This window comes from Herbaspirillum sp. meg3, assembly GCF_002257565.1.
In the GTDB taxonomy this organism is placed as follows: Bacteria; Pseudomonadota; Gammaproteobacteria; order Burkholderiales; family Burkholderiaceae_D; genus Herbaspirillum.
This window is the reverse complement of sequence record NZ_CP022736.1, coordinates 3,010,763-3,030,528: the sequence shown is the minus strand read 5'-3', so window position 1 is coordinate 3,030,528 and position 19,766 is coordinate 3,010,763. Positions and strand designations below refer to the sequence as shown.

20 protein-coding genes are annotated in these 19,766 nt (G+C 57.0%); 13 read left to right on the top strand and 7 right to left on the bottom strand.

The genetic code is table 11. From position 1 onward, the window contains the following. Positions 1-63: 63 nt before the first annotated feature. The 3 genes from hmeg3_RS13510 to hmeg3_RS24730 all read right to left on the bottom strand — a co-directional run bounded on the left by hmeg3_RS13510 (position 64) and on the right by hmeg3_RS24730 (position 2,537). Positions 64-1,686, bottom strand: a complete 1,623-nt coding sequence (locus hmeg3_RS13510) for a methyl-accepting chemotaxis protein (RefSeq protein WP_094564180.1) — start codon at positions 1,684-1,686, stop codon at positions 64-66. A 290-nt stretch (positions 1,687-1,976) separates the two neighbouring features. Further along, on the bottom strand, positions 1,977-2,231 hold the full coding sequence (locus hmeg3_RS13505; RefSeq protein WP_094564179.1) for a hypothetical protein: 255 nt from the start codon (positions 2,229-2,231) through the stop codon (positions 1,977-1,979). Positions 2,232-2,240: 9 nt separating this feature from the next. Next, the gene (locus hmeg3_RS24730) at positions 2,241-2,537 is read right to left on the bottom strand and encodes a hypothetical protein (protein WP_157739268.1); all 297 of its coding nucleotides are present in this window, start codon (positions 2,535-2,537) and stop codon (positions 2,241-2,243) included. Positions 2,538-2,699: 162 nt separating this feature from the next. Here hmeg3_RS24730 and hmeg3_RS13500 point away from each other — a divergent pair, with 162 nt between their 5' ends. Continuing rightward, positions 2,700-2,966: a hypothetical protein gene (locus hmeg3_RS13500; protein WP_094564178.1), complete on the top strand. Its 267-nt coding sequence runs from the start codon at positions 2,700-2,702 to the stop codon at positions 2,964-2,966. A 42-nt stretch (positions 2,967-3,008) separates the two neighbouring features. Continuing rightward, the gene (locus hmeg3_RS13495; RefSeq protein ID WP_094564177.1) at positions 3,009-3,746 is read left to right on the top strand and encodes a type 1 glutamine amidotransferase; all 738 of its coding nucleotides are present in this window, start codon (positions 3,009-3,011) and stop codon (positions 3,744-3,746) included. 188 nt (positions 3,747-3,934) lie between these two features. Here the strand turns inward: hmeg3_RS13495 and hmeg3_RS25200 are convergent, their stop codons facing one another. Continuing rightward, on the bottom strand, positions 3,935-5,563 hold the full coding sequence (locus tag hmeg3_RS25200) for a methyl-accepting chemotaxis protein (RefSeq protein WP_094564176.1): 1,629 nt from the start codon (positions 5,561-5,563) through the stop codon (positions 3,935-3,937). Positions 5,564-6,191: 628 nt separating this feature from the next. On the opposite strand from hmeg3_RS25200, the gene hmeg3_RS13485 reads away from it, so the two are divergent. From hmeg3_RS13485 to hmeg3_RS13470, 3 genes are all read left to right on the top strand, one after another. Continuing rightward, positions 6,192-6,848: a DsbA family oxidoreductase gene (locus tag hmeg3_RS13485; protein ID WP_094564175.1), complete on the top strand. Its 657-nt coding sequence runs from the start codon at positions 6,192-6,194 to the stop codon at positions 6,846-6,848. A gap of 98 nt (positions 6,849-6,946) precedes the next feature. Continuing rightward, entirely contained in the window at positions 6,947-7,390 is a 444-nt protein-coding gene (locus hmeg3_RS13480) for a hypothetical protein (protein WP_094564174.1), read from the top strand. Positions 7,391-7,546: 156 nt separating this feature from the next. Continuing rightward, positions 7,547-8,194 carry a LysE family translocator gene (locus hmeg3_RS13470; protein WP_094564173.1) on the top strand — a complete coding sequence of 216 codons (648 nt, stop codon included), beginning with the start codon at positions 7,547-7,549 and terminating at the stop codon, positions 8,192-8,194. A gap of 136 nt (positions 8,195-8,330) precedes the next feature. Here the strand turns inward: hmeg3_RS13470 and hmeg3_RS13465 are convergent, their stop codons facing one another. Then, complete coding sequence (locus hmeg3_RS13465) at positions 8,331-9,551, bottom strand: ABC transporter substrate-binding protein (RefSeq protein ID WP_094564172.1); 1,221 nt, start codon at positions 9,549-9,551, stop codon at positions 8,331-8,333. A gap of 61 nt (positions 9,552-9,612) precedes the next feature. Further along, positions 9,613-10,899, bottom strand: coding sequence for a hydroxymethylglutaryl-CoA reductase, degradative (locus hmeg3_RS13460; protein WP_094564171.1), 1,287 nt, complete (start codon positions 10,897-10,899; stop codon positions 9,613-9,615). Positions 10,900-11,056: 157 nt separating this feature from the next. Here hmeg3_RS13460 and hmeg3_RS13455 point away from each other — a divergent pair, with 157 nt between their 5' ends. The 8 genes from hmeg3_RS13455 to hmeg3_RS13420 all read left to right on the top strand — a co-directional run bounded on the left by hmeg3_RS13455 (position 11,057) and on the right by hmeg3_RS13420 (position 18,823). Then, complete coding sequence (locus tag hmeg3_RS13455) at positions 11,057-12,460, top strand: PLP-dependent aminotransferase family protein (protein WP_094564170.1); 1,404 nt, start codon at positions 11,057-11,059, stop codon at positions 12,458-12,460. Between the two features lie 95 nt (positions 12,461-12,555). Continuing rightward, on the top strand, positions 12,556-13,800 hold the full coding sequence (gene glp / locus hmeg3_RS13450) for a gephyrin-like molybdotransferase Glp (protein WP_094564169.1): 1,245 nt from the start codon (positions 12,556-12,558) through the stop codon (positions 13,798-13,800). Between the two features lie 47 nt (positions 13,801-13,847). Beyond that, the gene (gene moaD / locus hmeg3_RS13445; RefSeq protein WP_094564168.1) at positions 13,848-14,105 is read left to right on the top strand and encodes a molybdopterin converting factor subunit 1; all 258 of its coding nucleotides are present in this window, start codon (positions 13,848-13,850) and stop codon (positions 14,103-14,105) included. A gap of 14 nt (positions 14,106-14,119) precedes the next feature. Continuing rightward, a complete protein-coding gene (locus hmeg3_RS13440; RefSeq protein ID WP_094564167.1) occupies positions 14,120-14,749 on the top strand; it encodes a bifunctional 2-polyprenyl-6-hydroxyphenol methylase/3-demethylubiquinol 3-O-methyltransferase UbiG in 630 nt (209 codons plus the stop codon). Between the two features lie 38 nt (positions 14,750-14,787). Beyond that, entirely contained in the window at positions 14,788-15,420 is a 633-nt protein-coding gene (locus hmeg3_RS13435; protein ID WP_094564166.1) for a LysE family translocator, read from the top strand. Between the two features lie 101 nt (positions 15,421-15,521). Then, on the top strand, positions 15,522-16,898 hold the full coding sequence (locus hmeg3_RS13430; RefSeq protein ID WP_050477690.1) for a gluconate:H+ symporter: 1,377 nt from the start codon (positions 15,522-15,524) through the stop codon (positions 16,896-16,898). A gap of 117 nt (positions 16,899-17,015) precedes the next feature. Next, on the top strand, positions 17,016-17,477 hold the full coding sequence (gene moaE, locus hmeg3_RS13425; RefSeq protein WP_094564165.1) for a molybdopterin synthase catalytic subunit MoaE: 462 nt from the start codon (positions 17,016-17,018) through the stop codon (positions 17,475-17,477). A gap of 29 nt (positions 17,478-17,506) precedes the next feature. Beyond that, positions 17,507-18,823, top strand: coding sequence for an Nramp family divalent metal transporter (locus hmeg3_RS13420; RefSeq protein ID WP_094564164.1), 1,317 nt, complete (start codon positions 17,507-17,509; stop codon positions 18,821-18,823). Between the two features lie 2 nt (positions 18,824-18,825). Here the strand turns inward: hmeg3_RS13420 and hmeg3_RS13415 are convergent, their stop codons facing one another. Further along, complete coding sequence (locus hmeg3_RS13415) at positions 18,826-19,713, bottom strand: HlyD family secretion protein (RefSeq protein ID WP_094564163.1); 888 nt, start codon at positions 19,711-19,713, stop codon at positions 18,826-18,828. Positions 19,714-19,766 lie beyond the last annotated feature (53 nt).

Below are 19,766 nucleotides of genomic sequence, written 5' to 3'. Positions count from 1 at the left end.
TCAGCTATCGCCGCCAAAATACGACGTCTGAAAAGCAAGAGCCCGCAAGCGGGCTCTTGCTTTCTAAACTATCTGCAGCCGTGCCGCTCCATGCGGCGTTTTTGTGCGTGAGTCTCCGGCAGTCCGCGTAACTAAGCCATCGCTCAACTTGAAAGTAGACACGATCCCGGCCAGCGCCGTAGCCTGTTCCATCATCGAATTTGCCGCCGCTGCAGCCTCTTCAACCAATGCGGAGTTTTGCTGAGTGGCTTCGTCCATGTGAGTGATGGCGAGATTTACCTGTGCGATACCATGGCTTTGCTCCTGACTCGCGGCGGAAATTTCAGCAACAACGTCTGTAACGCGTTTGACGCTTGTCACGACCTCCACCATCGTCTGGCCTGCCTGCTCGACCAATTGGCTGCCGCGTTCAACCTTTGACACCGAATCGTTGATCAAAACAGTGATCTCTTTCGCCGCAGCGGCACTACGCTGCGCCAGGCTGCGCACTTCAGATGCCACGACCGCAAAGCCGCGGCCTTGTTCGCCGGCGCGGGCGGCTTCGACCGCCGCATTGAGCGCCAGGATGTTGGTCTGAAATGCGATGCCGTCGATGACACTGATGATGTCGACGATCTTGCGTGACGAGTCGTTGATCCCAGTCATCGTCGTGACGACCTGGCCTACCACGTCGCCGCCCTGGATAGCCACATCGGACGCAGACACAGCCAGTTGACTCGCTTGTCTTGCGTTGTCGGCGTTTTGCTTGACGGTTGATGTGATTTGCTCCATTGCTGAAGCGGTCTCTTCCAGCGAACCCGCCTGCTGTTCAGTTCTGGCCGAAAGATCGAGGTTTCCAGAAGCAATTTCAGAAGAGGCGCGCTCTATCGTCTGAGTGCCTTCCCGTACCTGCGACACGATGGAGGAAAGACTGTTCCGCATGGTCTTGATGGCGAACAAGAGACTCGTATTGTCGCCAGGTTTGGTTTGCACATCGCAAGACAGATCCCCGGCAGCAATCTTCTGGGCGATATCGGCAGCATAAGCAGGCTCCCCACCCAGCTGCTTCAACAGACCTTTGGTTATAAGAACGCCGACTGTCACAGAAACAACTGCCACCACGAGCGTCAATACTGCTACCAGGGTTACAGCATGTTTCGCCATTTGTTCGGTCAGGCTATGAGCTTGATCATCTTCTGCCTCGACCTGCGCAATGACTTTATTGATGTCCAGAACGATCTGCCTCCGCAAAGGGCTGCATTCGTTGACAAGAAAATCCCGAAACTCCTCCATCTTGCCGGCCTCTCGGTAAGTGCGTGGGCGCTTGAGCTCTTCCGCCATCTGCAGCAGGCCCGATCTGGCTTTATCGAAATCCTTATTGCCGGGGAAAAGCGGTTCCAGCTTCTTCAACGCTTCAAGATAAATATTCTTTTGTTCATCAACGATCTTGAGTTCCTTTTGCGCATCAACATCGCTGCGGAACACATAGGCGTTGCGTGCGGCGAGACCCGTTTGGTCCAATGCCTCCCGGGCGACATAGAGTGGAGACAGCTTTTGTTCTTGCACCAGGTCGGCTGACTTGATGGCGCGAGTTAAAGACATGATGCTGTACAGCGAAATCCCCGCCAAAATAATAGTCAGCACAAGTAAGGCGGCGAAGCCCAGCGATAATTTAGTACCGATTTTCATGTGTCGAAATGAAGACATAGTTCTTCCGGATAAATGCGAGTAAATTTAAAAAATTGCCTGTCTAAAATCTTTTTTCGTCTCCACTAAAACAATTTCTCTTTGATAATTTTAAGCCAAATTGCGTCATCTTATGGCTATTTTGGCAGGGGAAAATATCAAGAGGTATCGGGATTACCCTGAGTTTGGGTACTGCTACGTGGTTTTATGTAGACATAAAAAGCGAGCCAATTAGGGAATTTCAGGTGTTTTAGGGCAAATCGTCCGTCCGGGGGAGCGATCGAGGGAGCGGCCGCTACGGGAACGCCTGATTAGCGCAACGTTTGATTCTTTTCAACCGCATCGTCAAAGACTTTTCTTCGTTCAATTTCTCTATGCACGGAGTGCATCTTTACGTGTTTTCTTCGCTCAGCATCCAACGCGTCAAGAAGTTCTTCCGCATTTTTTTTGAACGCTCTGTCTCTTTGCATTAATTTATATCTGGATGCAAAGAAGAAAATCAGTCCCAGTGCAGGGAGGAGAGTTGCCCAATATATCGTGGCTGCCGGCAAAGAAAAGTTGAGCATTCGCTGACCTCAGTAGGTAAAAGTGATGAGTGTCCCTGAGTCTTCAGATTCGGTCTTTTTACTTGGGGCCTTTGCATTTACTTTTGGCGCGATGGATTCTGTTGCCACCATCACCTTCATTCCATCATCGCAAGTACTTTGTGGCGCAACACCGCCAATTGAAAACCGAATCATGCAACGCGAAAGAACAATGGCTGATACCGCCAGATTCCCCGTCGAGGTGGCGGCGATGAGGACCTCTGAAAAACAAAGAGCGCACACAATCGTAGTGAACATCACAACAATTTTGATAAGACGTTCTGTCATGGTCAGCTTCTACAGTTGAATCTAGTTATCGGATGGGGTACGTCAAGCATACTTGCGAGTATGCTTGCTTCCTATCGGGCAAAACCTGATTTCTCAACGGCAATTGATCAACCTCAACCGCTGGGTGGGGAAGGGGCATGAGCAATAAATTTGGATCCACGCATGTCTGCAATCCGCCAGGAGCGGACCTTGAGCTTCTCCCATGAAAATCACGTCCGCTCATATCGAATTGGTGTCGAAGCTACGTCCTTACGTCAACCCGTGGCGTCGGCTGCAGACTTTTATGTCCTCAGGCACAGCCTGACGATCGTTTTTTTAGCGATGGCGGTAGCCACTTTTTTTTGGGGGGCGGAGAGTGGATTTTTACGCATTTTTTACGTAAATCACATCAAATGGAATCCGGTTTTTATGCTGAAGATTCTACATTGAGGTCTCCATCACTACGGGTTTGTTGACGCAAGCCCTGACTCTATGAGACCAATCGCGATTCTTCAGCACGAATCAACGCAAGGACCGGGCGTACTGCGCGATCACTTGGATAAAAACTGCATCCCATACCGACTTATTTCTCCGGCGTCGGATGGAAAGGCGCCCGTCGATGCAAGCAAATTCAGCGGCATTGTTGTGTTGGGGAGCGATCATTGCGTCAATGAAATGTTGCCGTGGATCGAGGACGAGCGGGTGTTGCTGCAAGATGCCATCAGGCGCGATGTTCCGGTTCTCGGGCATTGCTTTGGTGCGCAGATGCTTGCGCGCGCCATGGGAGCGAAAGTCACCCGCAATATCTGTCCCAACATTGGCTGGAGCCAGATCTGGATCACGCCACATGCACAACAGTTTATGGGGCTGCCAAGACAGGCGACGATCTTCAACTGGCATTACGATACGTTTGAAATTCCCGTTGGCGCCATTCGTACGATGTACGGCAGTCATTGCCTGAACAAAGGTTTCATCCGTGGCCGCCACTGGGCATTTCAAGGCCATTTGGAAGTGACCGAGGAAAGCGTCAAAAATTGGTGTGCAGCCGGTCGAGCCGAACTTCTCCGGGCGCATGGACCGGCGGTTCAAAGCGAGACAAGAATTCTGAAAGAATTGCATGATCGCATCGATGCATTGCACACGATATCGGATCGGACTTATCGGGCCTGGACCCGGCAGTTGGACAGACCAGTCTTTGTTGCACTGAACTCCGCTTCTTCATACGCTTGAACAACAAGCCGTAATGCCGTTCTTGCATTGGCCGGCCGAGGCGGTTCATCTTCCTGGTCACTTTATGTCAGCGTCGTTGACGACGACTCATGCTTTTATGGAAGCAACGTGGGATGCTTGAAGAACGAAAGCGGCTATTCACAGGAATCCGTGAACAACCGCTTTACCTTCAGTATTTATCCGCTTGTTCAGGCAAGCTCCAGAGGGCTCGGCGTGATATCGATGCTGTTCTTCAGCATAGGCAAGGTTCCCAGTTTGAAGATGCCGACCAGGCTCGATAACTTCGCCGCCTGTTCTTGCAAGGATTGCGCGGCGGCAGCGGCTTGCTCGACCAGCGCGGCATTTTGCTGAGTCACATTGTCCATTTGCGCAACGGCGTCGTTGATTTGTTCGATGCCATCGCTTTGCTGACGGCTGGATTGCGAAATTTCTGCGACCATCCCATTGACCTTCCGGACGCTGCCGACGACCTCGCCCATCGTTGTGCCGGCTTGCTCAACCAGAGAACGTCCGATATCGACTTGTTTCACGGAGTCACTGATCAGTACCTTGATTTCTCTTGCGGCAGTCGCGCTGCGTTGCGCCAGGTTGCGTACCTCCGAGGCGACAACGGCAAAACCGCGCCCCTGTTCTCCGGCGCGTGCCGCCTCCACAGCAGCATTCAGTGCGAGGATATTGGTCTGAAAAGCAATGCCGTCAATGACCGAAATAATCTCGACAATCTTGTGCGATGAGTCGTTGATCACCCCCATCGTGTTGATGACTTGTTGGACGACTTCGCCGGCCTTGGTTGCGATGTCCGACGCCGACACCGCCAGTTCGTGAGCCTGGATTGCGCTGCCGGAATTCTGTTTTACCGTCGACGCCAGTTCTTCCATTGACGAAGCCGTCTCCTCCAGCGAACTTGCCTGTTGCTCCGTCCGCGATGACAGGTCCAGATTTCCTTTGGCAATCTGGCTGGACGCTGTCGCAATCGTATCGGTCCCGGCGCGCACCTGGCCGACGATTTGCGCCAGAGCGTCGCGCATGCTCTTCATTGAGAACAGCAGGCTATCCTGATCGCTCGGCTTAGTGTCGATATTGACGGTCAGATCGCCGTGCGCGATCCGGGTCGCAATCTGGTTCGCGTAGGCTGGCTCTCCGCCGAGCTGGTTCAGTACGCTGCGCGTGATCAGATAAGCCGCCATGATGCTGACGACCAGCGCAAGTCCGCCAAACAGCAGCATCATGAACCGCGCATTCGCGTAGGCCGCATCTGCATTGTTCGAGGCGTCTTCATTCTGTTTGTTTTCCAGGACGATGAAGTTGTTGAGCTGCTCCCACCATTTTCGCTGAACCGGTCTGAATTCATTGCGCAGCAACGAGTACGCCTCGTCCCGCTTGCCGGCCAGGATCAGTTCGGTTGCCCTTTTTATATGTACGTTGGCGGCCGTGGAGGTTTCTACAATGGTGTCGAACAGCTTGAGCTCTTCCGTACTCGTGGAGCTTTCCCTTTTGAGCATCGCGCCCAATTTCTTCTCGGATGCAGCATATTTTTGCGCTTGCGTATCGATGCGTTTCATTTCGCCATCGATTTCCTGTGGATTGTCGCCTAGCAGGATCATGTTGCGCAAAGCCAGCGCTCGCTCGGTAATGGAGAGGTACATCGACGAAGCTTCGCTGGCTTCAACGTTATTGATCTTTGTGATCTCCTCCATGCGCTGTTTCTGCTGCGCCATCTGGATGATGCCGAGCAGTGTGACAATAATAAGCAACGCACAGACCAACGTAAATCCGATTGCCAGGCGCGTAGAAATTTTCAGCTGTGAGAGTTTCATGTTTCCCTCGGAAGGAGAGGTGATCCAGATGATGTTTATATTCCGGCCCTTGGCAAGCGCCGTCCCCGATCCGTCCCGGTTTTCTTTACCCTGACGCGATATTGAAATACCTCTAAATGAACGGTTTTACTTGTCGAACTGCTAATAGCAACGTTGTTGGAATACCGTCTTCGCCTGGCAGCTTTCCTAATGCAACGACATTGAATTTTTGTACGTTATTGATGTAATTGTCGGTTACCAGATTAGCATTCTTTAGTTGGCGTCCGAGGTATCTTTTCAGAAAAAATGCACAAGCATTGACGGTTTGGTAATTAATCGTTGCAAGGAACATTCAGCAACAGCACATATCGCTCGCTTGTGATCTTTGGTATTGCGTTGAAGCAGATGGAGCACAAAAAATACTCGTACGCAGGATGCAAACTTTTATTTCAAGATGTCTACGCAACTCAAACTGCAAGGATATGCTTTGGATGGTGAGACGAGCCGCCGTCTTGCAATATCGTCAGCCCCGGCGGAACCGTGACGATGCACCCGATGCACTTCCAGATGCCACTCGCGCATCCGACTTACAATATCCTCATCTATTAACGGCACCTGAAGACAGGTGCCATGTCATGAGGTATTGACCATGAATAACGCTTTGAAGATCGATTTCATTTCCGACGTCGTGTGCCCGTGGTGCGCTATCGGCCTGGCTGGTCTTAACACTGCGCTCGAACGTATCGGTCCGGCGGCGCGCGTTGACCTCACTATTCATCCCTTCGAACTCAATCCCAATTTGCCTGCGGCGGGCCAGGTTCATCTTGAACACATCACCGAAAAATACGGCATTACTGCCGACCAGGCTCGCGTCAATCGGGAGCAGATCCGGGCGAGGGCGGCCGCGGTCGGCTTCACAATGAATCGCGACGATGACAGCCGCGTGTACAACACCTTTGACGCTCATCGCCTGCTGACCTGGGCAAAAGAAAAGAATGTTCAGGCAGAGCTTAAATTAGTCCTGCTCAAAGCCTATTTCACCGATGGGAAAAACATCGCGGACAGGGATGTGCTGGTACAGCTCGCCAAGGGCGCCGGCCTGGATGGCATAGAGGCGGGCGAAATACTGGCCTCCGATCGCTTTGCGCAGGACGTGAAGGCAGAAGAAGCGTTGTGGGCGCAACGCGGCATCAGCAGTGTGCCGGCAGTCGTGGTGAACGATCGCTATCTGATCTCGGGAGGGCAGCCGCCGGAAGTGTTTGAGGAGCAACTTCGCGGGATCCTTGCCGGCGCTGACACGGAGTGATTATCGTGGACGGGCATTCGCCGCGGCAGGCAAGTTTTTTGTGAAGTGCGTGTGCTTGTCGGCTACCATTCGCTCTTCGATGAAATGAAAGACAATCCATGGGAATACTTGACGACGCGCTACGCGAGATAGCGCTGGAGAAACAAGCGGCTGAGGACGATGCCAGACAGGCGCTGGAGGATTTTGACATCATCACATCCAGAGCCATTGATGCGGTCAAGACGATGGTCGCGTCCCTGCGAGGTGAATTGCAGGCAGCGGGTTGGTGGACTGATGAATTGAGGGAAGATAGTCAGAAACCGGAATTCCTGAGTTTGAGCTTTCGTGTCAGGCGCTATGCGGACAATCCCGATCTCGTGACCAATCCTGACTATATTTATTCCGTCAAATTTGACGCTTTGGGCGGCGCCGTCCGAACCGTAGACGACAGCGACACCATGCTGGAACCGCTGGTATTGCGCGGCGTAGCAAGACAAGATTTTGGTGTGGATCTGGAGAAGGATCTCAAGCTTTTTTTGAAAGCGATTCTTCGCAAACACTAGGCGTTCAAGCTGGAAGCACATGTCGGTGATTTGCCGTCGCGGCTTGCGCCATGCCGGGAAGCGCCTTACGCTGGAATGAAGTTTTACGACGGAGACCGCGCAGATCTTGATAGATAGCAGAGACGCGCAGTTTAATTTAACAATTTTGGATTGCTCATGCTTGCACACACACTCAACTTCACGACGCTCGCACTGTTTGCTTTGGTGGCGCTGGTGACGATTGCCACGCCAGGCCCGACCGTGTTGTTGGCACTGGCCAATGGTGCGCGCTATGGCGTACGCCGTTCGTTGCCGGGTATGCTCGGCGCGGTGTCGTCGGACTTCGTGCTGGTAGGTTCGGTTGCGCTTGGCTTGGGCGCGGTGCTGGCCGCCTCAGAGTTCTGGTTTTCGGTGGTGAAATGGATCGGCGTGGCGTATCTGACCTGGCTGGGGATTCGCTTGCTGCGTTCCAAAGGCGGGCTGGATCTTTCGCGCGCGATGGTCGAGCCGGAGGATGTGGCGCCGTCGCGGATTTTTTCCAAGTCGTTTCTGGTCGCCGTGACCAATCCCAAGGGATATCTGTTTTGCTCAGCGCTGCTGCCGCAGTTCATCAATGCCGCCCAGCCGCAGTGGCCGCAGTATGCAGCGATCAGTCTGGTGTTTGCCGGGTTGGATTTCAGTGTGATGCTGGGCTACGCCCTCATCGGCGCGCGTGCGGTCAGTTTGCTGCGTCAGCGCGCAGTCCTGTGGCTGGATCGTTCTTGCGGCGCGATTTTGCTGGCGCTGGCAGGCACGATGGCGTTTTATCGTCGCAGCGGCAACTGAGCCGAAAATTGAACCGAGTTCGGTTCAGACGGTTTTTCTGAAGAAACCAACGCACATAAAAAAGAACCGGCAGCATTGTTCAAATGCCGGCCGGTTCACACCACAACAACTTCAGGTACTGCAGGAGATTTTTTGATTACTGCGGTTTCAGCAAACTGCACTTCGATTCGGCGACGGTAGTGAATGCCTGCTCGCCGGGAATCGTTTCCACCAGCTTCAGATAATCCCAGGGCTTCTTGGACTCCGCCGGCGACTTGACCTGATACAGGTACATGTCGTGAATGTTGCGGCCGTCGGCGCGGATATAACCCTTGTTGTAGAAATCATCGATCTTCATCTTCTTCAGCTCGGCCATGACCTTGGTCGAATCATCGGTCTTGATCGCGGCGACTGCCTTCAGGTAGGTCGTGGTCGCGGAGTAGGCTGCCGCCTGGTGCGTGCTCGGCATCTTCTTCATCTTCAGGAAGAAGCGATTGGCGAATTGGCGCGATGCTTCGTCCTTGTCCCAGTACCAGCTGTCGGTCATCATCAATCCCTCGGCGTTGTTCAGGCCGAGTGCGTGGATGTCGTTGATCACCATCAAGAGGCCCACCAGCTTCATGGTCTTGGTGACGCCGAATTCCTTGGCCGCCTTGATTGCATTGACGGTGTCGTCGCCGGCGTTGGCCAGGCCCAGAATCTGCGCCTTGGAACCCTGCGCTTGCAGCAGGAAGGACGACATGTCGGAGGCGAACAGCGGATGCTTCACCGAACCCACCACGGTGCCGCCGTTGGCTTTGACCACGGCGCCGGTGTCGCTCGCCAGCGCATGACCGAATGCGTAGTCAGCCTCCAGGAAGAACCATGATTTGCCGCCTTGCTTGACGACCGCCTTGCCGGTGCCCTTGGCCAGGGCCACGGTGTCGTATTCATAGTGCACGGTGTAGGGTGTGCACTCTTCATTGGTCAGGCGCGCCGAGCCGGCACCGATGTTGATGTAGACGCGTTTCTTTTCCGCCATCACCTTATTCGTCGCCAGCGCGGTGGCGGAGTTGACGCCGCCGATCAGCATGTCGAGGCCGCGCTGGTCGGCCCATTCGCGCGCCTTGGTGGCGGCGATGTCGGCCTTGTTCAGGTGGTCGGCGGACAGCACTTCGATCGGCTTGCCCAGCACCTTGCCACCGAAGTCGGCCACCGCCATGCGGATCGCTTCGAGGCCGCCGGCGCCGTCCGTGTCGGCATAGGGGCCGGACATGTCGGTGATGAAGCCGATACGGACAGCGTCGTCCGAGACTTGCGCCTGCGCGGCCCCGGTGAAGCACAGCGCGGACGCTGCGATCAGACGGGCGAGGGTGTTCAGTTTGAATTGTGCTTGCATGTTGTCTCCTGGTTATCGATGCTTTCTGATGAAGCGATCTTTTTTGTGCTGCGGGTGAGTCTTATTTTTCACGTCGCTGGCTGAGCAGCTTAACTGCAAAATCGACGCGCACGTCTTTGGCGGCAACCATTTGCTGTACCACCCAATCCATTTCATCCGCCGCTGCGCCGGCTGCCAGCGCAATGTTGCGCGCATGAAGAGCCATGTGACCGCGCTGGATGCCTTCAGTGGCGAGGGCGCGCAGAGCAGCCATGTTTTGGGCGAGACCGACGGCGACGGCGATTTCAGCCAGTTCTTGCGCCGACTTCACATCCATGATCTTGAGCGCCAGGCGGGCCAGCGGATGCGTCTTGGTGGCACCGCCGACCAGACCGACCGGCATCGGGATTTCCAGTGTGCCGACCAGATGGCCGTCGTTGCCGATTTCCCAGGTGGTGAGTGAGGTGTAGTGGCCGTTACGTGCAGCATAGGCATGCGCGCCTGCTTCGACCGCACGCCAGTCGTTACCGGTGGCGACGATGACAGGATCGATGCCGTTCATGATGCCTTTGTTGTGCGTGGCGGCGCGGTAAGGATCGACAGCCGCGAAGGTGTAGGCATCGACAATGCGATTGATCACGTCGGCGCCGTCGTAGTCGGCGGTGGTCAATGCTTCCGGCGAGACACGCACATGGGCGCGCGCCAGGCGCAGGTCAGCGAGGTTGGAGAGGATGCGCAGGCGCACCTTGCCGCCGGTGATTTGTTCGATATGGCCGGCAACCGCTTCAGCCATGGTGTTGACGGTGTTGGCACCCATCGCGTCGCGCACGTCGACGATCAGATGCACGATCACCATCGCGCCGCGCGGTGTGTCGGGGAAGACGTGAACTTCGATGTCCTTGCAACCGCCACCCAGGCTGATCAGCAGTTGGTCGCGGCTGTTGGCGATATCAATGATGGCCTGACGATCTTTGAGAATCGCCAGTCGTGCGCCGTAGGGATCTGTCACGCCGATGACTTGCACCTGGGCGCGCATCAGCGGTTCACTGCTGGAGGTATGGAAGCCGCCGCAATCGCGGATCAGCTTGGCCATGAAGGAGGCAGCTGCGACCACGGACGGTTCTTCCACCGCCATCGGCACCAATACATCCTTGCCGTTGAGTTGGAAATAACCGGCCACGCCCATCGGCAATTGAAAGGTGCCAACCACGTTTTCGATCATGCCGTTGGCGACGTCGAGCGACAGCGCGGTCGGATTGCCGAGCAGAGCGGCTTCATCGGCGGTGAGGTTGGCGCGTTCGGCGATTTGCGCCAGGCGTTGCTGTGGGGTGAGTGAACGGAATTGCGGGAGTCGGGAATCGACGGTCATGACGTACCTTTGTCTCAATGTTATATCCGGCGCGGCCGGAATGGAATGAGGCAAGAATAGCAGGCTGTACCCAATATATTTGGTACACTTTTGACGAACAGTACTACAACTGTACCCAAGACACTTCTCCTGCGATGCAACATCATCCGGAATCGCCATGCCGACCACATCCCCAGAAACCGCCGCGCCCTTGACCCTTACGCGGCAACTGGTTCAACTGATACAGCGCCAGATCCGCGATGGTGTCTATGCTCCCGGCAGCCGCCTGCCATCGATCCGCGATATGGCCAGGACGCATGACTGCGCCAAGAACACCATCGTCAACGCGTTCGATTATCTGACCGCGCTTGGCGTGGTGGAACCGCGGCGTGGTTCCGGGTTCTTCGTTTGCGCGGCGCCGCCGGCCATCAAGGAAGACGACGAAGCTTCGTCGCTGAGCCGCGCCATGGACGTGGTCTGGCTCATGCGCGAACAATCGAAGAACGATCCCGAGCATCTGCGCCTGGGCGATGGTTTTCCGCCGGTGGATTGGCTGAGCGAAGTGCGACTCGACAAATTCCATCAGAAGGTGGTGCGCACCGGTCTCGGCGCCTTATTCGGCTACGGCAGCCGTTTCGGCTACCAGCCCTTGCGCCAGCATCTGGTGCACCGGCTCGCCAACCACGGCATCGAGGCCTCGGCCAGCCAGATCGTGCTGACCCATGGCGCCAACCAGGCGCTGGACATCGTGATCCGCAATTTCGTCAAACCGGGCGACCGCGTGCTGGTGGATGAGCCGGGCTACTACATGCTGTTCGGCAAGCTGAAGCTGAGCGGCGCGCGCATCGTCGGCATTCCACGCCTGGCAGACGGGCCGGATCTGGAAGCGCTCGAGCGGGAGTTGAAAATCGGCAAACCTTGCCTGTTCTTTACCCAGACGCTGGCCCACAATCCGACCGGCTCCGACACCTCGCCGCACAAGGCGCACAAGATCCTGCAACTGGCCGACCGCTACAACGCCATCATCGTCGAGAACGACACCTTCGCTGACTTCAAGCCCAACGCCGCGCCACGTATTGCTACACTGGATCAACTGCGGCGCACGATCTATGTCGGCAGCTTTTCAAAGTCGGTGTCGGCGGCTTTACGCGTCGGGTTTCTTGCCTGCCACCGCGATCTGGCCAGTGATCTTGCCGACATCAAGATGCTGATCCATGTGAGCAGTTCCGAGTATTGCGAACGCACGCTCGATGTCATTCTCAGCGAGGGACATTACAACCGCCATGCAGCCCGGCTGCGCGATCGCCTGACGCAGGCCACCGAGAATGCACGCCGTTTGCTTGATCAGCTGGGAGCAGAACTGTTTTGCGCACCTGCTCAATCTCTGTATGTCTGGGCGGCAATGCCAGGTTTTCCGGATTCCAAGACGCTGGCGCAGGCATTGATGCGGCAGAACATCGTCACCGCGCCGGGCAGCATCTTCCACATCGATACCGAAGTCCAATCCCGCTGGTCGCGCTACAACGTTGGTTTGCTTGGCGATCCGCGGTTTGCAGCGGCGATGCAGGGATTGCTGCGCTAGAACCGGACTGGAAGCGGGGGCTGGCCTGATCGTCAGCTTCGTGCCCCGGTTTGCACTAGAATGGAGGCCTTTTCGAGGCAATCCATTTTCTTTCTATGCTAGTCAAGCCACCTCTGCTCAGCGTCGCGGAAGCGACCAAGTTTCTCGCCAAGTCCGCCGTCCCGCTGACTGATATCGAGATCGTTCCTACGCTGGAGGCTAACGGCCGTGTTTTGGCGGCACCGCAGGTGTCGCAGATCAACGTGCCCGGCATGGACAATTCGCAGATGGATGGTTATGCCGTACGGGCGGCTGAGTGCGCCGGCGGTGAAACGCGTCTGCGCGTGTCGCAACGCATCCCCGCTGGTCACGTCGGCACCGCGCTGGAGCCTGGCACGGCAGCGCGCATTTTTACCGGCGCGATGGTGCCGGAAGGCGCTGACGCCATCGTCATGCAGGAGGCTTGCGAACTCACTAAAGATGCCGATGGCGATCACGTGATCGTTCGCCATGTGCCGCAAGCGGGCGAGTGGATCCGTACCATTGGCGAAGACATCCGATCCGCCAGCACCATTCTGCCGTCCGGGGTGCGCCTGCGTCCGCAAGAACTGGGTCTGGCTGCTTCGGTCGGGCTGGCGACATTGCCGGTCGTGCGCAAGCTGCGTGCGGCGGTGTTCTTTACCGGCGATGAGCTGACGATGCCGGGCGAAGCGTTGAAGCCCGGCGCGATTTACAACTCCAATCGTTTCCTGCTGCGCGGTCTGCTGGAAAACCTTGGCTGCGAGGTCAAGGATTTCGGCATCGTGCCGGATCAGTTGCAAGCTACGCGCGACACCTTGCGCGCCGCTGCCGCCAGCCACGATCTGATTATCACCAGCGGCGGTGTCTCGGTCGGTGAAGAAGACCACGTCAAGCCGGCGGTCGAAGCGGAAGGCCGTCTCAATATGTGGCAGATCGCCATGAAGCCGGGCAAGCCGCTGGCTTTCGGCGAAATCAATCGTAACGGTGATGCAAGCGGCAAGGCCTTCTTCATTGGCTTGCCGGGTAATCCTGTGTCGACCTTCGTTACCTTCCTGATTTTTGTGCGGCCGTTTTTGCTGCGCCTGCAAGGCGTGGAAAACGTCGTGCCGCGCGTGCTGGCCATGCGTGCCGATTTCAACTGGCCCAAAGCCGACCGCCGCCAGGAATTCCTGCGCGCCCGTTTCAACGATCAGGGCGGGCTTGATTTGTTTCCGCACCAGGGATCGGGTGTGTTGACGTCAACGGTATGGGGCGACGGTCTGATCGATAACGCACCGGGCAAGACCATCGCCGAGGGTGATCTTGTACGGTTTATTCCATTCGACCACTTGCTGAACTGAACCGGGCAAGTGCCCGTCGTCTATCGTCTTCAAAGGATTTGAAACACATGAAAATAGAACTCCGTTTTTTTGCCAGCGTGCGTGAAGCGCTCGGCGCCACGCAAGAAGTCGTCGATTTGCCTGATCACGTCAAGACCGTCGGTGACGTGCGTGCTTTCTTGATGGGGCGCGGCGGCCTGTGGATGGAAGTGTTGTCACCTGAAAAGGCATTGCGCATGGCTTACGATCACAACATGGTCGAGCCTGATACGCTGATCCAGGAGGGCGGTGAAGTCGCTTTCTTCCCTCCGGTCACGGGCGGTTGAGTTTGGGAGGAATCATGCCGCTGCCCAAAGAACAGCTTGACGTCATTGCCGGCGGCACGCTGGCGCATTACGAAGGGCGCGCCGTCGACTTCCGCGAAGGCACGCGCGACCATGACGTCAGCCAGAACATCAATGCCTTGCTCGAGGCGATCAACAAGCCGGCGCCGCTGACCATTCTGGATTTCGGCTGTGGGCCCGGGCGCGACTTGCAGGCTTTTGCGAAGCTGGGTCATCGTGCCATCGGTCTTGACGGCACGGCCAGTTTTGTCGAGATGGCGCGCGCCGATTCGGGCTGCGAAGTGTGGCATCAGAACTTCTTTGAACTGGATTTGCCGGACGCGTTATTTGACGGTGTGTTTGCCAATGCATCCTTGTTCCATGTCCCGGCCGCTGAGTTGCCGCGCGTGCTGGTTCAGTTGCGCGAAACGCTCAAGCCGGATGGCGTGCTGTTCTGCTCCAATCCGCGCGGCAGCAACAGCGAAGGCTGGAGCAGCGGACGCTATGGTTCCTATCACGATCTGGAGGCATGGCGCAGCTTCATGACGGCAGCAGGTTTTGCCGAGATACGGCATTATTACCGTCCCGACGGACTGCTGCGCGCCGAGCAGGCGTGGCTGGCGACGGTGTGGCGCAAGTCCGTGTAAATTTGCGCCCCTGAAATCATTTAACAAGAACAGCGATCATGACGCTACAAACCTTTTTTCTCTATCTCGCGGCGGTATTCGTTCTGACCGTCACACCCGGCCCCAGCGTCCTGATGTGCATTACCAACGGCATCCATCATGGCGTACGTCGCGCCTTTGCCGGTGCGTTGGGCAGCGTGACGGCGGTGTGTCTGATCATGGTGGTGTCGGCCGCCGGACTGGGAGCGATTCTTGCAGTTTCGGAAAAGGTGTTTCTCATTTTGAAGTGGTGCGGCGTTGCCTATCTCGCGTATATTGGCGTGCGAACTTTTTTCTCGACCCAAAGCACGATAGGCTTGGACGAAGGGCACGCGCCGGCGACGACAAAGTCGCGCGCCAGTTTGTACTGGCAAGGATTCCTGGTCGGAGGAAGCAATCCCAAGGCGCTCTTGTTCTTCACCGCGTTCTTCCCGCAGTTCATCAATCCGCAGGCCGCACAGTTGCCGCAGTTTCTGGTGCTGGGCGCGACCTTCGTCTGTTTCGAATTGTTCTGGCTGACGTTCTATGCGCACTTTGCTGCGCGCGTGGCGCCGTGGCTGCGTACGCCGGGGCGGGCGAAGATGTTCAATCGCCTGTCCGGTGCGACCTTCATCGGCGCTGGAGCGTTGCTGGCGACAGTAAAACGTAATTGAAGAAAAACCAGTTTGCAGAAAAAACGCCAAGCGCCAGAGTAGTGCAAGGCAGGAGAAAATCAGGTGAGGAGACGCTCATACATTGAAGACAAGGAGATATCTTGCACCTGACCACTGAAATTGCCGCTTGGGCGGCACAGGATACGCGCCTGCTGCTATCCGTTCTTATCGCTTTGATCGGCATCGTTGTGCTGATCAGCGTTCTTAAAATCGCTCCCTTCCTTTCGATCCTGCTCGGCACTTTTATCGCCGGCATGGGTGCGGGCTTGCCGCTGGAAAAGATCGCTTCCGCGTTCAGCAAAGGCGCCGGCAGCATCCTCGGCGAAGCGGGCATCATTATCGCGCTGGGCGCCATGCTCGGGGCTCTGATGGCGGACTCCGGGGCAGCCGACAAGATCGTCACGACCTTGCTGAAATACGCCAAGGGCCAGGCGATCCCGTGGATGATGGCGCTGGTGGCGCTCGTCGTCGGTTTGCCGTTGTTCTTTGAAGTCGGCCTGGTGATGATGGCGCCGATCATCTTCGTGATGGCGCGCCGGTCGCAGCAGCCGATTCTGCGGGTGGCGATTCCTGCGCTGGCCGGCATGACGACGCTGCACGCCTTGTTGCCGCCGCATCCGGGCCCGCTGATCGCGGTCAGTGCCTTGCACGCAGATCTTGGCACCACCATGCTGCTCGGCTTTATTGTCGCGATTCCGGCAGTGATTCTGGCAGGGCCGCTGTACGGCATGTGGCTTGCGCCGCGCATGCCGATCGGCGAGCCTGAACAGATCGGCGCCTTGTTCAAGGGGCAGCAAGCGGCTGAGCTGCAACCGGGTTTCCTGCCATCGCTGGTGACGATTCTGCTGCCGGTGGTGCTGATGCTGGGCCGCACCGTCGCCAAGATCTGGGTCACGCCCGAAACCACCTTGTTTGAAATGCTCAATTTTTTCGGCGAACCGATTATCGCTTTGACAGTGACGGTGCTGTTTGCCGTGATCGTGCTAGGTTGGGCGCAGGGAACGGACCGTACCAAAGTCGGCGCCATCCTGCGCAAGGCCTTGCCGCCGATTGCCGGCCTGCTGCTGACCATCGGTGCGGGCGGCGGCCTGAAGCAGGCTTTACTGACAGCAGGTATCAGCGACACCATCACCAAGGTTGCGACCGGCACCCACGTGCCGCTGATCTTGCTGGCCTGGCTGATCGCCGTGGCGCTGCGTCAGGCGACTGGTTCGGCGACCGTGGCGACGACTGCAACCGCCGGCATCGTTGCGCCGCTGGTGGCAAGCTTGTCCGGCACGCACAATGCCTTGATGGCCTTGGCAATCGGCGCCGGATCGGTGTTCTTCTGCCACGTCAATGATGCCGGTTTCTGGATGGTGAAGGAATACTTCGGCCTCGATCTCAAGCAGACCTTCGCAACGTGGTCGGTGATCCAGACCATCGTCTCGGTGGTCGGGTTGGGGATGACCTTGCTGCTGTGGGGCATCCTCGTTTGATAGCATTCTCGTTTGCCTGAACAAGTCCCGGCTGGTCCGGGACTTGTCGTTTCTGCAGACGGCAGCTGCAAGACATTGGGTACAATGAAGGCGATTTTATTTGCCTCTCCATTTTCTATGCCAATTCGCGTCCAGACTGCCGACTTTGACCTCAGCGCCGAGATCGCTGCGTTGCGCCTGACCAATCCCAAGGTGGGTGCGGTGGTGAGCTTTGTCGGCACCGTGCGCGATCTCAATGATGGCGCCAGCGTGCAGGAGATGGAGCTGGAGCATTACCCCGGCATGACCGAAAAGGCGCTGGAGCAAATCGTTGCCGATGCCAAAGCGCGCTGGGAGATTTTCGATGCGCTGGTGATCCATCGCGTCGGACCCTTGCTGCCGCTGGATCAGATCGTGTTGGTGGCGGTGACTTCGAAGCATCGCGGCGAAGCCTTTGCCGCCTGCGAGTTCATCATGGATTACCTCAAGACGCAGGCACCGTTCTGGAAAAAAGAACAGACGCCCGACGGCCCGCGCTGGGTGGATGCGCGCGAGAGCGACGACCAGGCGGTGTCGAAATGGCAGCCGAAAACAGATTGATCTTCTCTTCTTCTCTACAACAATAAAACATGTTCCGTCTGCCAACGACCGCCACTGCGCCATTTTGTCCTTCTGAAGTTTCCGGCAGTGTGTCGGTGCCGCCACATGCCGGCGTCTGGCAAAAGCTCAAAGTCTATGTCGGCCCCGGCTTGCTGATCTCCATTGGTTATATGGATCCGGGCAACTGGGCGACGTCGGTGCAGGCCGGGTCGCAGTTCGGCTATCAATTGCTGTTCGTGGTGATGTTGTCGAGCCTGGCGGCGATCATCCTGCAATGTCTGTGTGCACGGCTGGGCATCGTCACGGGCAAGGATCTTGCCATTCATTCGCGCGAAAATTATCCGCCGGCGGTGGGTAAGGGCATGTGGGTATTCGCTGAGCTATCGATTATTGCCTGCGATCTGGCCGAGGTGCTCGGTTGCGCGCTGGCGTTCAAGTTGTTGCTGGGCGTGTCGCTGCCGGTCGGCGTGTTGCTGACTGCGCTGGACACCGTCATCGTGCTGGGTTTGCAAGGGCGTGGATTTCGCCAGGTTGAGGCAATCATCCTTGGTCTGGTGATGACGATTGCGGTATGCCTCTTCACGCAACTGGCTTTTGTCAAAGCCGACTGGCATGCCGTGGTGCAGGGCTTCGTGCCGTCGCTGACGGCGCTGTCGAGCCGTGAACCGCTGTATCTGGCCATCGGTGTGCTGGGCGCGACGGTGATGCCGCATAACCTGTATCTGCATTCTTCCATCGTGCAGACGCGTGCGGTCAGGCGCGATCGCAGCAGCCTGCTGGAGGCGATTCGCTACACGCGCATCGATACCACCGTGTCGCTGCTGATTGCAATGGCGATCAATGCCGCGATCCTGATTATCGCGGCGTCGGCATTCCACAGCAGCGGCCGCACCGACGTGGTGGATCTGGATGTGGCGTATCACTTGCTCGATCCGATTACCGGGTCGTCGCTTGCAGCGATCTTGTTCGGCATCGGTTTATTTGCGGCAGGGCAGAGTTCAACCTTCACCGGCACAATTGCCGGCCAGGTGATCATGGAAGGTTTCCTCAAGCTGAAGATCCCGTGCTGGCAGCGCCGCATGGTGACGCGCGGACTGGCCTTGATTCCGGCGCTGATCGGTGTGCTGACCTTGGGCGAGCATTCGGTCGGACGTCTGCTGGTGCTCAGTCAGGTGGTGCTGAGCCTGCAGTTGCCGTTTGCGATGTATCCGCTGATCCGGCTGACCAGCCGGCGTGATTTGATGGGCGACTTCGTCAACCCGGTGTGGTTGGCCGCGCTGGTGTGGATGTTATTCCTCGGCATCAGCGCGGCGAATGTGTGGCTGGTGGTGCAGCTTTTTACTTGAGCTTATTTGGCGGAAGCCGACTTGCTCTGACCGTTTGGTTCCAGCGTCACGGTGCAGGTCAGACCCGCCGCCAGCAGCACATCCTTCGGCACTTCATCGATATGGATTCGCACTGGAATCCGTTGCGCCAGACGCACCCAGTTGAAGGTCGGATTGACGTCGGCCAGCAGCTCGCGGCTTTGCGGATTGTCGCGGTCATAGATGCCGCGTGAAATGCTGTCGACGTGACCACGCAATGTGGCGCCGTTGATCAGCTGAATCTTTGCCTTGTCGCCGACGGCAACGTAGGGCAGCTTGGTCTCTTCAAAATATCCATATACCCAGAACGAGTGGCTGTCGATGATGGCGATCTTGGCTGCGCCCGCGCTGGCGTAGTCGCCACGGCGCACGTTCAGATTGGTGATGTAGCCGTCTACCGGTGCATACACCTTGGTGCGGTCGAGATTGAGCTTGGCGGCATCGCGCTGGGCGATGGCGACCTGATATTGCGCATCGGCGGCAGTAACCTGGCTGCCGGCGTCTTCACGGTTTTCACGCGAGACCACCAGGCTATCCATGTCGGCACGGCGGCGTGCCTGTGCGCGGCGCATGTCGAGATCGGCCTTGCGCGCCAACACGGAGGCTTCCGCCTGTTGCAACGCCAGTTGGTAGTGCGACGGGTCGATCTGCATCAGCAGGTCGCCCTTGTGCACCAGCTGATTGTCACGCACAGGCAGATCCACCACCTGGCCGGCGACGTCCGGCGCAATGTTGACGACGTCGGCCCGTACACGGCCGTCGCGTGTCCATGGCGAGACCATGTAATGCTGCCATAGCGTCCACGCCAGGAAGATGGCGGCAAGGAAAATCAGCGCCGTGATGATAAATCGAAAAATGGTTTTGACCGACATGATGGATTACTCCTGATTGATTCCGTATCTGTTTTTCTGAAGTTGCCGTTTTT

Coding starts and splice junctions, on each gene's coding strand:
- hmeg3_RS13435 (WP_094564166.1), top strand. CDS start 14,788: ATGACGCTACAAACCTTTTTTCTCTATCTCGCGGCGGTATTCGTTCTG.
- hmeg3_RS13415 (WP_094564163.1), bottom strand. CDS start 19,713: ATGTCGGTCAAAACCATTTTTCGATTTATCATCACGGCGCTGATTTTC.
- hmeg3_RS13470 (WP_094564173.1), top strand. CDS start 7,547: ATGCTTGCACACACACTCAACTTCACGACGCTCGCACTGTTTGCTTTG.
- hmeg3_RS13420 (WP_094564164.1), top strand. CDS start 17,507: ATGTTCCGTCTGCCAACGACCGCCACTGCGCCATTTTGTCCTTCTGAA.
- hmeg3_RS13485 (WP_094564175.1), top strand. CDS start 6,192: ATGAATAACGCTTTGAAGATCGATTTCATTTCCGACGTCGTGTGCCCG.
- moaD (WP_094564168.1), top strand. CDS start 13,848: ATGAAAATAGAACTCCGTTTTTTTGCCAGCGTGCGTGAAGCGCTCGGC.
- hmeg3_RS13480 (WP_094564174.1), top strand. CDS start 6,947: ATGGGAATACTTGACGACGCGCTACGCGAGATAGCGCTGGAGAAACAA.
- hmeg3_RS13500 (WP_094564178.1), top strand. CDS start 2,700: ATGTCTGCAATCCGCCAGGAGCGGACCTTGAGCTTCTCCCATGAAAAT.
- hmeg3_RS13440 (WP_094564167.1), top strand. CDS start 14,120: ATGCCGCTGCCCAAAGAACAGCTTGACGTCATTGCCGGCGGCACGCTG.
- hmeg3_RS13505 (WP_094564179.1), bottom strand. CDS start 2,231: ATGCTCAACTTTTCTTTGCCGGCAGCCACGATATATTGGGCAACTCTC.
- hmeg3_RS25200 (WP_094564176.1), bottom strand. CDS start 5,563: ATGAAACTCTCACAGCTGAAAATTTCTACGCGCCTGGCAATCGGATTT.
- hmeg3_RS13510 (WP_094564180.1), bottom strand. CDS start 1,686: ATGTCTTCATTTCGACACATGAAAATCGGTACTAAATTATCGCTGGGC.
- hmeg3_RS13495 (WP_094564177.1), top strand. CDS start 3,009: ATGAGACCAATCGCGATTCTTCAGCACGAATCAACGCAAGGACCGGGC.
- hmeg3_RS13465 (WP_094564172.1), bottom strand. CDS start 9,551: ATGCAAGCACAATTCAAACTGAACACCCTCGCCCGTCTGATCGCAGCG.
- moaE (WP_094564165.1), top strand. CDS start 17,016: ATGCCAATTCGCGTCCAGACTGCCGACTTTGACCTCAGCGCCGAGATC.
- hmeg3_RS13455 (WP_094564170.1), top strand. CDS start 11,057: ATGCCGACCACATCCCCAGAAACCGCCGCGCCCTTGACCCTTACGCGG.
- glp (WP_094564169.1), top strand. CDS start 12,556: ATGCTAGTCAAGCCACCTCTGCTCAGCGTCGCGGAAGCGACCAAGTTT.
- hmeg3_RS24730 (WP_157739268.1), bottom strand. CDS start 2,537: ATGACAGAACGTCTTATCAAAATTGTTGTGATGTTCACTACGATTGTG.
- hmeg3_RS13460 (WP_094564171.1), bottom strand. CDS start 10,899: ATGACCGTCGATTCCCGACTCCCGCAATTCCGTTCACTCACCCCACAG.